Source organism: Corynebacterium singulare (assembly GCF_000833575.1).
GTDB lineage: Bacteria > Actinomycetota > Actinomycetes > Mycobacteriales > Mycobacteriaceae > Corynebacterium > Corynebacterium singulare.
Window position 1 is genome coordinate 746,447 of record NZ_CP010827.1, and the last position, 12,320, is coordinate 758,766.

The 12,320-nt window shown below is 60.9% G+C and carries 12 protein-coding genes; 6 read left to right on the plus strand and 6 right to left on the minus strand.

The genetic code is table 11. The features are described from left to right. Positions 1-3: 3 nt before the first annotated feature. Positions 4-1,341: an aromatic amino acid transport family protein gene (locus CSING_RS03480; RefSeq protein WP_042529750.1), complete on the minus strand. Its 1,338-nt coding sequence runs from the start codon at positions 1,339-1,341 to the stop codon at positions 4-6. A 12-nt stretch (positions 1,342-1,353) separates the two neighbouring features. Then, positions 1,354-3,000, minus strand: coding sequence for a thiamine pyrophosphate-dependent enzyme (locus tag CSING_RS03485; protein WP_042529752.1), 1,647 nt, complete (start codon positions 2,998-3,000; stop codon positions 1,354-1,356). Positions 3,001-3,130: 130 nt separating this feature from the next. Here CSING_RS03485 and CSING_RS03490 point away from each other — a divergent pair, with 130 nt between their 5' ends. Further along, positions 3,131-4,012: a LysR family transcriptional regulator gene (locus CSING_RS03490; protein ID WP_236684023.1), complete on the plus strand. Its 882-nt coding sequence runs from the start codon at positions 3,131-3,133 to the stop codon at positions 4,010-4,012. A 179-nt stretch (positions 4,013-4,191) separates the two neighbouring features. Further along, complete coding sequence (locus CSING_RS03495) at positions 4,192-5,124, plus strand: type IV toxin-antitoxin system AbiEi family antitoxin domain-containing protein (RefSeq protein ID WP_042529757.1); 933 nt, start codon at positions 4,192-4,194, stop codon at positions 5,122-5,124. Between the two features lie 102 nt (positions 5,125-5,226). Here the strand turns inward: CSING_RS03495 and CSING_RS03500 are convergent, their stop codons facing one another. From CSING_RS03500 to CSING_RS03510, 3 genes are read right to left on the minus strand one after another with little or no spacing between them, the layout of a single operon-like run. After that, positions 5,227-5,949 (minus strand): sulfite exporter TauE/SafE family protein, encoded by a 723-nt coding sequence (locus tag CSING_RS03500; protein WP_042529759.1) that lies wholly within the window; start codon positions 5,947-5,949, stop codon positions 5,227-5,229. Between the two features lie 24 nt (positions 5,950-5,973). Then, positions 5,974-6,657, minus strand: a complete 684-nt coding sequence (locus CSING_RS03505) for a TIGR03089 family protein (protein WP_042529761.1) — start codon at positions 6,655-6,657, stop codon at positions 5,974-5,976. A 45-nt stretch (positions 6,658-6,702) separates the two neighbouring features. After that, positions 6,703-8,355, minus strand: coding sequence for an LCP family protein (locus CSING_RS03510; RefSeq protein WP_084226154.1), 1,653 nt, complete (start codon positions 8,353-8,355; stop codon positions 6,703-6,705). A 68-nt stretch (positions 8,356-8,423) separates the two neighbouring features. Here CSING_RS03510 and CSING_RS03515 point away from each other — a divergent pair, with 68 nt between their 5' ends. The 3 genes from CSING_RS03515 to CSING_RS03530 all read left to right on the plus strand — a co-directional run bounded on the left by CSING_RS03515 (position 8,424) and on the right by CSING_RS03530 (position 11,204). Continuing rightward, entirely contained in the window at positions 8,424-9,320 is an 897-nt protein-coding gene (locus tag CSING_RS03515; RefSeq protein ID WP_042533097.1) for a glycosyltransferase family 2 protein, read from the plus strand. 54 nt (positions 9,321-9,374) lie between these two features. Next, entirely contained in the window at positions 9,375-10,469 is a 1,095-nt protein-coding gene (manB, locus tag CSING_RS03520; protein ID WP_042529763.1) for a mannose-1-phosphate guanylyltransferase, read from the plus strand. A gap of 432 nt (positions 10,470-10,901) precedes the next feature. Beyond that, positions 10,902-11,204 carry a WhiB family transcriptional regulator gene (locus CSING_RS03530; protein ID WP_042529766.1) on the plus strand — a complete coding sequence of 101 codons (303 nt, stop codon included), beginning with the start codon at positions 10,902-10,904 and terminating at the stop codon, positions 11,202-11,204. Between the two features lie 80 nt (positions 11,205-11,284). Here the strand turns inward: CSING_RS03530 and CSING_RS03535 are convergent, their stop codons facing one another. Continuing rightward, a complete protein-coding gene (locus CSING_RS03535) occupies positions 11,285-11,755 on the minus strand; it encodes a metallopeptidase family protein (protein ID WP_042529768.1) in 471 nt (156 codons plus the stop codon). Positions 11,756-11,896: 141 nt separating this feature from the next. On the opposite strand from CSING_RS03535, the gene CSING_RS03540 reads away from it, so the two are divergent. Next, entirely contained in the window at positions 11,897-12,292 is a 396-nt protein-coding gene (locus CSING_RS03540) for a DUF3499 domain-containing protein (protein WP_042533099.1), read from the plus strand. Positions 12,293-12,320 lie beyond the last annotated feature (28 nt).

Genomic DNA, 12,320 nt, shown 5'->3' on the forward strand with positions numbered 1-12,320 from the left:
TTTCTAAAGCAGGTCCCAGATGGTGACGGCCATGATGAGCACGCCCATACCGAAGACGAAGTAGTTCCACGGGTCGTTACGGAATTTCTTGTATACATCAAGTTTCTTGAACATGTACACCGGTACGATGTAGACGATGAACGCCACGAATACACCGGAGACCACGGAAATCATGGAAATGATTGACGGGTTGAACACTGCCACGAGCGTGGTGCCGACAAAGGCAATGAGATAAATGATGTTAAGAACGGTGCGGTGTGAGACCTTCTCTGCCAGCTTCGGGGCGGCTGTCTTGATCAAGTATTCGGTGCCTTCCTCGGTGCCGAGCATGTGTCCGAAGTAAGAGGACACAATGGCGCAGATGACGACGATGGGAGCCATGTAGGCCATGAAGGGAGTGCCGGTGACGTTGGCGAAGTAGGAGAGCACCGGGATGTTTTGCTCGAGGGCCTCATTCATGCCATCCGCGCCCAAGGCAAGGACGCAGGACCACACGAAGAACATGGTGAACACCACGAGGAGGATGGCGGTGTAGAGCTCCGTGCGGGAGACGCGCTTCTCGGTCTTCTCACCGTACTGCGGCTGCATATCGATGGCGAACTGCGAGAGCGCTGCCATGTGGGAGAAGGAGAAGACCAGAACCGGCAGGATGAGGAAGATGCCTTTAAGCATCTGGCCCCAGCCATCAGCACCGTCATCGAAGTGGATAAAGCTCTGGAGGTCCCAGCGAGGAATGAGGTAGATGGAGGTCACCGCCAGCGCGATGATGAGAGGGTAGACCAGTACCTGGGCCAGCCAGATCATGGGCTTGCGGCCGATGGCAAATCCACCGGTCATGACTCCGACGCAGATGGTGGCAAGCAGCCAGCGGTTCAGCGAAGGGCCGCCGAGCTGATTGACAATGAAGCTGTCCACCGCGTTGGTGATGGAGACGCCGTAGATCAGCACGGTGGAAAAGACCGTAATCCAATACAGCAGGGCGAAGACGACACCCGAGCCCTTGCCCAAGTATTGGGTAACGAGCTCAAGGATGTCCTTGCCATGATCTTCCTGTGGGGCACCGGCCACGATGCGCGCGTAGGTGCGGTGTGAGAAGTACACCAGCGGCAGGATGAAGACGGTGGCGAAGACGAGCGGCCAGAAGCCGAAACCGCCAGCGTTGAGCGGCAGGAAGAGGATTCCGGCGCCCACGGCGGTGCCGAAGAGCGTGATGATCCATGAGGCGGTGGACGCCGCCGGTCGCTGCTTGGCCACGACATCATCACCGACGCGGTGCTCACCTTCTTTCAGCTCACTGGCGGGCACGGAGGATGCCGCTGAGGGATTATGCGTGGTGCTCATGGTGAGCCTCCTTTAATCGATGGGCAAGGAAAGGTCTTGGTCGGTGATGACGTTGATGAGCGCGGGTACGCCGTCGTTGTTGATGGCAGCTAGGGCGCGGGCGACGGCATCGGGGACTTGAGAGTCTTCGGTGACGAGTTCGCCGTGTGCACCGAAGCCGCGGGCGACCGCCGCGAAATCCGGGTTCACCAGTTGGGTGCCGGAGACGCGGTCGGGGAAGTGCTTCTTCTGGTGGTCGCGGATAGTGCCGAACTCACCGTTGGACATGACGATGATGAGGAACGGCGCACCATACTGCAGGGCGGTGGCGAGCTCTTGGCCGTTCATGAGGTACTCGCCGTCGCCGGCGATGGTGACCACGGTGCGCTCAGGGAACTGCAGCTTGGTGGCTACAGCGGCGGGGACGGAATAACCCATGGAACCGTTGCGCACGCTGAACTGCGAGGGGTAGACCGTCGAACGAAGGAACCGTTGGGCCCAGATGCAATGGTTGCCGGCGCCGAAGGTGTAGAGAGAGTCTTTGGGCAGTTGCTTGTGGAGGGCCGCAAAGACGGTTTCCATGTGGGCCGTGCCCTCCTTGCCTGCGCGGTACTGGGCAGGCTCAGGTAGGGTTGCGAAGTCTAGGTGGTTCGCATGAGCAGTGTTGAACCACTCCTCACGCGCCTCCGCGCCCCCGACGTTGAGGCGCTCCAGCCCGCTGGTGAAGGCGACAGGGCTGGCCACGATATGGCGCTCTAGGGCGACGGAGTGGCCGCGCAAGCTGGTATCGGGGCTGATGACGATGTTTCGGGCATCGGTGGACTGGCGCAGGGTATAGCCGTCAGTAGGGACATCACCCAGTACTGCGCCTACCTCGAGCACGAGGGAGGCTTCCTCCAGCAGTTGTGCTGCGCGTGGATCGCGGCCGTAGCCCAGCCACCCGGCGTTGGCCGGGGACTCGAAAGGCACACGGTCAGCGGCGCGGAAGTCCTGGATGATGGGGATGTGGTTGTCCTCGGCAAACTGGGTAATGGCTGCGGCGGACTCCGGGGTCCAACGCGGTCCGCCGGCGAATATGAGCGGGCGCTGTGCCTGCGTGAGTTCGCGGCTGAGATGGTTGAGGTCGGCGTCGGAAAGAGCGCCGTCAGCAACCTGGATGGGAGGGTGAATAGTGCCGGTGAACTCGCGGTGGAGGATGTCCTCGGGCAAGCCCACGATCACGGGGCCGGGGCGGCCTTGTTGGGCCTGGAAAAAGGCCTCGGCTACGACACGGGAGGCGCGCTGCGGATCGTCAAGAACGAAGACCTGCTTGGCCTGGGTTCCAAACCAGGCCTTCGGGTCAAACTCCTGAAAGGACTCGCGGTCACGGTCCGAGATGGGGATGAGTCCCACGAATAGCACGAGCGGGGTGGCGTCCTGCCACGCAGTGTGGATACCCACGAAGGCATTGGCCGCGCCGGGGCCGCGAGTCACCATAGCCACACCTGGCTGGCCCGTCGCCTTGCCGTGGGCTTCCGCCATATAGGCCGCTCCGCCTTCTTGACGAGTGACGATGGCCTCGGCAGGGGAATCGTAGAGACCGTCGAGGACGGGCAGGAAGCTTTCGCCGGGGACAAGGAACGCGCGGCTGACATTGTGTGCTGCGAGGGATTCGGCAATAGCGGTGCCGACGTGTGACATAGAAAACCTCCCGTAGGTTGATGTGGCGATGGTCTCATTATTCTCACTTAATTTTATGTTGTCTAATGTCTAGAAAGCTGGAAACCTATTCCCTAAGGGCATAGGTCGTGCTAAGAGTAGAGAAATGGACATGGTGAAAGCCAGATATTTTCTCGCACTCGCAGACTCTGGCACGGTGACAGCCGCAGCTACGCAGTTGGGAATTACCCAACCGGCGCTCAGTCGCCAGCTGCGTCGCTTCGAGAAGGAACTGGACCTCGAGCTCTTCGCCCGCGCCGGGTCAGCGCTGGTGCTTACCGACGCCGCCCATGCCCTCATCCCCACCTGCCGGCGCCTCCTCGCGGAGTCCGCGCGCGCCGGGCAAGCAGTCGATGCCCTGCGCTCGGGCAACGTTGCCGCACTGCGGGTAGCAGCGACACCGACGACAATTTCTACCTTGCTTGCGCCGTTCATTGAAGCAGCGGGTTCCTCTGTTCCCTTGCTCACCACGTTTCCGGTGTCGCACTACGAGGTGTTTGAAGCATTGGAGGGCACTGCCGACCTCGTCATCGCACCCATACCGCCAGGACCCGAGGTTGCCTCGTTGCCGCTCGGCTCAGTTCCTGTTCGTGCTTGGATGCCGTCCACGCACCCCTTGGCGCTGGAGTGTGCTGGATCGGCTGCGGTGGAGGCTGAGCGGTTATTGAAGGAGCGACTTGCCCTTCCCACGCGCCGCAGCGTTTCTCGTGGGGTGCTTGATTCCTTTATTGGAAGGGCAGGCTTGAGCCTCGGCTCTCACGTTGAGTGTGATGACACCGCAACCTTGAGTGCCTTGGCCCGCTCGGGCCAGGCCGTGGCACTGATGACTGAGCTGCAACCGGCGCGACTAGTGGGCTTCGACGTGGTCGATGGTGGAAAGTCTCTGGACGGTGTGCCGCTGGTGGCGGCCTGGTCCCCGGGGCACTACGCGAGGGAGGAGATTGCGCAGATTGCCCGGCGGTTTCGCAGTTTTATTGTGGGATCTCTTCGCTAGAGCTGCTTTCTTGGTGCTGAGCGGTGCACTCCTAGTGGCATTGGATATTACTGCCCTTGTTGCCAAAGATCTGGCTGGATCTTGAGCCAGAGACGATAACTTCGGCAGATAGGGCAGTTGCTCTGCACTCAGCGGTGCGCCGTGTTAGTTTGGGGCCGAGCTTTCCGGGGGGGAATGACATGAAACACGGCATTGTGCGCGGCTTATCTAAAGGTGCGCTTGCAACTCGGGTGCGCCGGGGAGAGATTACGCGTCTCGCCAGGGGGCTCTACGTCTGGGGTAGGCCCGAGCCATTGGAACTATTGAAGCTTTTGCAGGAGCACCGGCCATTCCTTAAGGCGACAGGTACAACGGCTGCTCAGGTACTCCTTGGCGAGACTGTCACTTTTCCACTGAGGCTCGCCAGTGTGGAGAGAATGCCGACATCAACCTTTTATGTGCACACACGGGTGAGTGTCGAAAGCTTTGTTACGCTGTCTGGGATCCGGGTCCTTAATCCTCTTGTCGCAATGACGAAAGTTAGTCCTGAGCTGGGGATTCGCGTTTTTGAGTCCATCTATTCCTCAAAGGCCGGGCGGGCTCGCCTGGATAGTCACCGCGAAGCGCTCAAGGTCACCCCTGTTGCAAGCCAACGGATGCTGGAGCAGGCTGTTTTGTTCACAGACTCTGGTGCGGAGGTCAAGGTGGCCAAGGGATTGAAAAGGCGTGGGCTCAAGGTTGAGTGCAACGTTGTTATCGGCCACTACACCTGGGACATTGTGCTCCCATCGCTCAAAGTTGCGGTAGAAATCAACGGGATGAAATTTCATTCCCAACAAGAGGCATGGCTGCGGGACCACTGGAAAAACAACGAAGGTGCGCTGATTGGGTGGCTAACGCTGCGCTACACAGGTCATTGCGTGGCGCACCACTTGGACTACGTCATCGACCAGATAGCTAATGCCAGGAATCCCGACTTCGAGAAGCGCTACTTCAAGTTCATCGGCTTCTGGCATGAGGGAGTGTTGCCACCCAAACCAAAGCCCTGGGAGTACAGCGAGCACTTGGGATATCTTCCGCCGGACTTGCCTGACCCTCCTGATTACTCAGAGCCATCTAACTGGCCTAGCTGACGAAGTTATTGCCAGAACGTGAACCGGAGGTGTTCTCTTTGGCAGATCGGGTCAGTGTGGAGCGTGTGCCTGGCAGTTGACCCTGACAGTAGGTCGCGGACGCTAGGCTGCAACGAGCCCTTCAACAATGAGTGCTGCGGCAGCGCTCATGGCCACAATGACGACAATGCGATAGAGCACCTTCGCGTTGATGAAGCGGTTGAGGTAGCCAGCGGCGATGAGCCCCACAATGGCCACGGGAAGATAGGCTGCGGCGGCGGTGAGCTGCAGCTGGGTGACTTGCCCGTTTACGGCGAGGATGGCCAGGGAGATGAGCGTGCCGATGATGAAGGTGCCGGAGAGCGTGCCGCGCACGCGGGCAGGATCGTAGCCTTTGAGCACCAAGGCCATGGGCGGGCCGCCAATTGAGGTCGAAGTACCTAAGAAGCCAGAGGCCACTCCGGCGACAGCGATGTTGCTTGTTGTGCGCTTGGGAGACCAGCCGAGGCTCGACAAGGTCATGGCGAAGATGACGGCGCAACCGATGAAAATGGACAGCCCACGGTGAGACAGGGAGGCAATCGCCCACGCACCCGCGAGTGAGCCGGGGATGCGCGCGATGGAGGAAATAGCCACGATGTCCCAGGACACCGCTGTGCGAGCCTTGAGCATCGTCGTGGTTGAAATGACAAAGGCCAGCAGGAGGATGAGAGTGGGAACCAGCTCTGGCTTAATCAGCGCCAAGATAGGGGTGGCGATGGTGCCCAGCCCAAATCCGATGGTTCCCTGACAGATCGTACCCACGAGAATGAGTACCCCAATGAAGATGTAGAGCCAGCTGAACATTGCTCCACTATCTCACGGCGCCGCCTAGGCGCGGACGGTGACCTTCTCGTTGTCCGCGATCTCCTTCAAACGGTCCGCCGAGCACAGGCCCGCCACAATGACGGCGGAGCCGCCCGCGGCGAGTGGTTGGAGTACTGCGCGCTCGAAGGAGGAGGTGTCTGTCCAGCCTTGGGAGAGCACGCGTTCAGCGCCCCCTTCGGTGGGGAAAAGCTCCGGTAGTGGCGTAGTGGTGCCGTAGAAGTGATCGCCGTAGAAACGGACGGTTGGGCCAAAATCGATGGTGCCGGTGGGGAGCTTTCCGCCGGTTTCGGTTACGCCGCGTCCAAAAGGATCTTGAGTAACCAGCACGGTGTCTGCCCCGGGCACTGTGGAGCCCTCAGCACAGGCTTCGGGGGAGGTGAAAAGCACCGCGACAGATTCGACAGCCCCAACCGGAGATGCGCCATCGGTCACATCGAAGGGGATACCGGCGGCTAGCGCGCCGAGCGCGATGACCGCTGACTGCCAGGACACGGGCAAGTCAATGAGGATACGGGACTCAGCGCCGGGTTCAAGGTCGAGCTCTTCCAGCAGCATGTTGGCAATCTTGGAGGTCCAGTTCTCCAGCGTTTGCGCCGAGAAGTCCATACGCGTGCCGTCAGACTCGTTGTAGACGCTGAGGCGCGGCGCGGAGGCATCGGCGGACAGGAGGTGCTGTAGGAGTTCCATGTTCGCCCATCGTAGGTGGCGGGCACGAAGCCCGCCACGGTGTATTTAGTTCACACAGCGCGGGCCGTCGCCACCGGCATCGATCTCCGGCGCCACCTCAGCTGTACCAAAGTCATCGCCCGGGGTGCCTACCTGCTGGTCTTCGGCCACCTCGTTCGATTCCGCTTCAGCCTCTTGCTCCATGGCGGAGTCATCCTTGGGGCCGGCGTAATCATCCGTGGCCACGACGATGAAGGTGTCTGGCTCAAGGTTCTCGTTCGCGGTAACCGGCAGGCCACCGAGCTGCTCGGCCAGAGCGAGGGCACGCTCGTCGGTGGCATCAGCAGCGACAATTTGGGACTCGGTGTAGAGGCCTGATTGCGCGTTGGCGGTGCGTTCGACTGTGTAGCCTACGTTTTTCAGCCACGTGCCGATACCGCCGGCCATGCCGTCGACGGTTCCGGCATTGAGCACGTGGAGGTTGAGTCCCTCAGCCACGGGTTTGTCGCCATCGTCAGCGGCCTCGTCCGAGGCTTCCTCCTCAGCCTTCTTGTCGTCTTCCGCAGCTTCCTGGGACTTGGCCAGGTCGTCCATGAAGCGATGTACCTCGGCAGCGTCGATGGTGACGACAGACTCGCCGTAATCGCCGGTGCCGGTAATGGAGGTCACCGGGATCGTCGTGAACGTGACGTTACCGCCGGCGAGGCCTGCCAGCTGCGTGACAAAACCCATGATGTCCCAGTCATCATCGATGACCACGGAGCGCTCCACCGCATCCGCAATCTTGTTGAGTTTGCCTGGGGACGTGAGCGTGCCGGAATCCAGCACCTTCGAGGTCAACGATGCCATATAGGCCTGCTGGCGCACGATACGGTCCAGATCACCGCGCGGGAGGTCGTAACGCTGGCGTACGAAGGACAGGCCCTCTGCGCCGTGCAAGGTCTGGCGCCCAGCCGGGAACTTGGCGCCTGACATCGGGTCATCCACGGCGTCGTTGAGGCAGACGTCGACGCCCCCGACGGCGTCGGTAAGCAGCACGAAGCCCAGAAGGCCCACCTCGGCGTAGTGATCCACGCTGACGTCCGTGAGGGTGCGCACCATGGAAATCAACCCTGTACGTCCCGCCTCCGTGCTGAGCTGCTCCATCTCCTTCTCAGTGTGTGGCGGTTTCTTGCCCTCAGCCTCAGCCTCGGCATTCTCCTGCGTCAACTCCTCCATCGCTGCGGACTTGTGCAGTGCAAAGACGGCGTTGATTTTGGTGTTGCCAAACTCACTGTCGTGAACGTAGGTATCGCGCGGGATCGACACAGCCGTGGCGCGCGAGCCATCGTTGGGAATGCGGATGACCATGATGGTGTCCGTATTCTCCTCGCCTTCATCCACACCCGCGTGGAGATCCGCCAGCTCCTGCTCAGACAGAGGATTTCCCTTGGCATCAGTGCGGGAGTCCTTGCCCACGAGCAGGATGTCCACTGCGCCGTCGATGCCTTGATCCTTAAACCCCCCGTCGTTGCCCAAGGACAAATTCGAGGCGGAGGAGATGTCATTGCCCAGTTTGCCCACGGTGAAGTAACCCACACCGGAGAGCACGAGGACCACGGCGGAGAGGAAGGCCACGATGGCCTTGAGCGGCGTGGACCCACGCTGGGTTGCGGGTGCGGACTGCGACGGCGCGGCCTGGATGTGGCGGGCGGCGCGCGGGGAGTTCGGGGAAGTCACGGCAACAGTTTAAGTGAGCAAGCGGTCAAAACGTGAAGCAGTGTCGCGAGCGCGTGCGCGCGTCGTCGTTGGGTACGCTCGATGCCATCGTGAAAGATTTACGCAAACCCCTGGCTGTGGTCACGGTGACATTCTCCCCGGGCCGCTACCTCAGTGACTTTTTGGACTCGCTGTGCTTGGCGACGTCCCACCCAACCCTCACCATCCTCGCCGACAACGGCTCCACGGATGGCGTGCCGGAGGCCGCCGCGCGGGATCATGCGCATGTGGAGTTCCTCGACACCGGAGGAAATAGCGGTTATGGCGCTGGGATGAACGCCGGTGCCCGGTTTGCCCGCACGCGCGGAGTGGATGAGGAGTTTTTCCTTATTGCGAACCCTGACGTGACTTTTAGTGAGGGCTCCCTCGACGAGCTCATAGCGTGTGCGCGTCGCCACCCAGAGGCTGCGGCCGTGGGCCCGCGCATCGTCGAACCGGACGGAACGAATTATCCCTCCGCCCGCGCGGTGCCAACGCTCTTCACGGGCATCGGTCACGCTCTCTTCGGAACCGTGTGGCCCTCTAACCCATGGTCGAAGGCCTACCGCGATGACGCTGACATGGACAATGAACGGCCTGCCGGCTGGCTATCTGGTTCATGCTTGCTCGTACGCTGGGAGGCGTTCGACGCCATTGGCGGCTTTGATGAGCGCTACTTCATGTATATGGAGGATGTGGATTTGGGTGACCGCTTCACTCGCGCCGGTTGGAGCAACATCTTTTGCCCCTCGGCGGTGATTACTCACGCTAAAGGGCATTCGACGAAGGCTCATCGCGGCGCGATGCTGCGTGCGCACCATGATTCCGCCTACCGTTTTCAGGCGGATCGATACCCACAGTGGTTCGAAGCGCCTTTACGCGCAGTGCTGTGGCTGGGATTGCGGGTACGCGGGCTGGCTTTGAGCGCGTGCCGCGACAACTCCTAGGGCACGCGCCCTATACACTAACGGTGACTTATCTGTGAGAGTTTAAGGATCGATATGACTGAATCAGCGCCCCAGTGGGGATCGACGGCCGATGCCGTCATTCTGGTGGGAGGCCGCGGTACTCGCCTGCGCCCGCTGACGATTGGTACGCCGAAGCCGATGCTGCCGACGGCCAACTACCCCTTCCTTCAGCATCTGTTGGCCCGCATCAAGGAAGCGGGGATTGAGCATGTGGTGCTCTCCACGTCCTTTAAGGCGGAGGTCTTTGAAGAGTACTTCGGTGACGGCTCCGAGCTGGGCCTAGAGATCGAGTACGTGGTGGAGGAGACCGCACTGGGTACCGGCGGCGGTATCCGCAATGTCTACGACAAGCTGCGCCACGACACGGTCATGGTGTTCAACGGTGATGTGCTCTCCGGCATGGACCTCAATGGCATTCTCGATACGCACCATTCCAAGGATGCGGACGTGACGATGCACCTGCTCAACGTGGCTGATCCGCGTGCGTTTGGGTGTGTGCCTACGGATTCGGAGGGGCGCGTGACGGCCTTCTTGGAGAAGACCGAGGACCCGCCGACAAACCAGATCAACGCTGGCTGCTACGTGTTTAAGCGTGAAGTCATTGAGACCATTCCGGCGAATCGTGTGGTGTCCGTCGAACGTGAGACTTTCCCGCAGCTCCTCGAGTCTGGCCGCCTTGTGGTGGGTCACGTGGACAACTCCTACTGGCGCGACATGGGCCGCCCAGATGACTTCGTACGCGGTTCTTCTGACTTGGTACGCGGCATCGCGCACTCGCCGCTGTTGGCTGGTCACACGGGTGAATCTGTGGTGGATGAATCCGCGGGTATTGCTGGTGGCGTGCTGTTGCTCTCCGGTACGGCCGTGGGCCGCGGCTCGGTGATTGGTGCGGGCTCACGCCTTGACGGCACCGTGGTTTTCGATGGGGTGACCATTGAGCCGGGCGCCATCATCAGCAATTCCATCATCGCTTCGGGTGCGCACATCGGAGCCAATGCGCACATCGATAACTGCGTTATTGGTGAGGGTGCAACGATTGGCGCACGCTGCGAGCTGCAGGGAGGCATGCGCGTCTTCCCGGGCGTGAACCTGCCGGATGCGGGCGTGCGTTTTAGCTCTGACGCTTAACACAGCCCGAGGCGCTGGGAGAGTTTCTCCCAGCGCCTCTTTTTCTGGCACCACCGCCGTCTGCTCGAGGAGTGACGGAAGGTTTTCGTGGTGCCGGTGAGATCCACGAGAATTGCGCGCATGGGTGGCGACACGCCGTGGAAACCTTGGAATTGTTCACAGGACAAGAGGGTGCCACTATATGTAGTACCCCCGATGTTCACCCCCGCCGTCGGGGTGCTGTGACTGGTGTGAAAGTTGAGGATCGCGTGCTGCGCTTTTGTCGACATTGCGAAAAAATCACTCCTGACAGGTTGACGATATTTAGTGATCCGGTGTGAAATGACATCAGTGTAATCAACGGCACGGCGGGCGCGGCACTGAAAGAAAGTTTCGGTGTAGGGTCGGTGCCACCGACGTGAGAGAGAAACGACCTCGGAGAAAGGAAGCGGCGTGGACGATACAACGAATAACAGCGCTATTCTCCGTGGCGGTGCTGCTGCAGAGATGTCGCTCGATGAACTCTTTGGTGCCGTCGAGCAGGAGTGGCAAGACCAGGCGCTGTGCGCCCAGACGGATCCGGAAGCCTTCTTCCCGGAAAAGGGAGGCTCGACGCGTGAGGCCAAGCGCATCTGCCAGGCCTGCGCTGTGCGTGATGAATGCCTTGAATATGCACTGGAGCACGATGAGCGCTTTGGAATTTGGGGCGGATTGTCAGACCGCGAGCGCCGCCGATTAAAACGCGAAGTCGGCTAGCGCAGCGGATCTGGTAGTGCAGCATCTTCACCTCCCTCGGCACCTTTGCTTCCTGCAGGGTGTCGGGGGAGGTTTGCGTTTTACCAGCTAAAGCGTGGATCGATATCCTCAGGGTCTACATTGAGGTAGTTGGCTACAAGGGCGGTGAGGACGGTAGCGAGTAGCTCCTCGCGCTCCTGAGCTGAGCGCACGCGTTCTTCCACGGGCATACGGAAAATGACGAGGCGGGCACGCGTAGGCTGCCCCGCTGAATCAACGCCAGCCGGCACAATGCGTCCCAAGGGGATGGGGCCATCCGCGATGATCTCATCTGGCATCACCGTCATATCGACAGACAGGCGCATGCGAGGCACAGTGTCGACGGCGAGATCTAGGCCCGCGAGCTGTTCGGCGAAGGCGTTCTGAATGGGGGCATAGGCTTCAAGCACCGCCATGTCGAAGCGCTCGGCGCTGCTGCGATAGCGCGGTGTTGCATGCGGCAGCAGTGGCCCACGGGCGCCGCGGCCGTGGCGGTGGCGGGCCGGGCGAATGTGGGGGCGAGGCGTGGTCATGCGGCTTAGTTTAAGGCGCACCGGCATCCCTTCGTTATGGGGCGCGCCGCGTGGGACTATCTAAATCTCAAGTTTGGGTTTAGACTTGGGCCCGTGAATAGCTCCCGCCGTTGCTCCCGCCCCGGCTGCGGCCGCCCCGCCGTGGCGACGTTGACCTATGCCTACGCTCAGCAGACTGCCGTCGTGGGCCCGCTTTCTGAGGATACCGATCCCCATGCCTGGGACCTGTGTGAGAAGCACAGTGAGCGCATTACGGCACCACAAGGGTGGGAGATGGTGCGCGTCGACCGCATTGAGCTCGATGAGGATGATGATCTCACCGCGCTGGCTGAGGCCGTGCGTGAGGCCGGCCGTGTGACCACCGGGCTCGTCGACGATTCCACGACTGGCTCTGGCGCAGATCCCATTGATTACTCCGCCAACTTTGATGGTGCAGACCCGCGTAACTCCAACCATCCAGTCTTCCGCACTCGCCGTGTTCATGACGCTCGTCAGCGCCGCCGCGCACACCTCACGGTAGTGCCGGACGCCGACTAACCGGACTGCACAGGGGGCACGGGTATGC

Bases quoted from the DNA above. Each gene is read 5' to 3' on its own strand.
- CSING_RS03480 (WP_042529750.1), bottom strand. From the start codon at position 1,341: ATGAGCACCACGCATAATCCCTCAGCGGCATCCTCCGTGCCCGCCAGT.
- CSING_RS03485 (WP_042529752.1), bottom strand. From the start codon at position 3,000: ATGTCACACGTCGGCACCGCTATTGCCGAATCCCTCGCAGCACACAAT.
- CSING_RS03490 (WP_236684023.1), top strand. From the start codon at position 3,131: ATGGTGAAAGCCAGATATTTTCTCGCACTCGCAGACTCTGGCACGGTG.
- CSING_RS03495 (WP_042529757.1), top strand. From the start codon at position 4,192: ATGAAACACGGCATTGTGCGCGGCTTATCTAAAGGTGCGCTTGCAACT.
- CSING_RS03500 (WP_042529759.1), bottom strand. From the start codon at position 5,949: ATGTTCAGCTGGCTCTACATCTTCATTGGGGTACTCATTCTCGTGGGT.
- CSING_RS03505 (WP_042529761.1), bottom strand. From the start codon at position 6,657: ATGGAACTCCTACAGCACCTCCTGTCCGCCGATGCCTCCGCGCCGCGC.
- manB (WP_042529763.1), top strand. From the start codon at position 9,375: ATGACTGAATCAGCGCCCCAGTGGGGATCGACGGCCGATGCCGTCATT.
- CSING_RS03535 (WP_042529768.1), bottom strand. From the start codon at position 11,755: ATGACCACGCCTCGCCCCCACATTCGCCCGGCCCGCCACCGCCACGGC.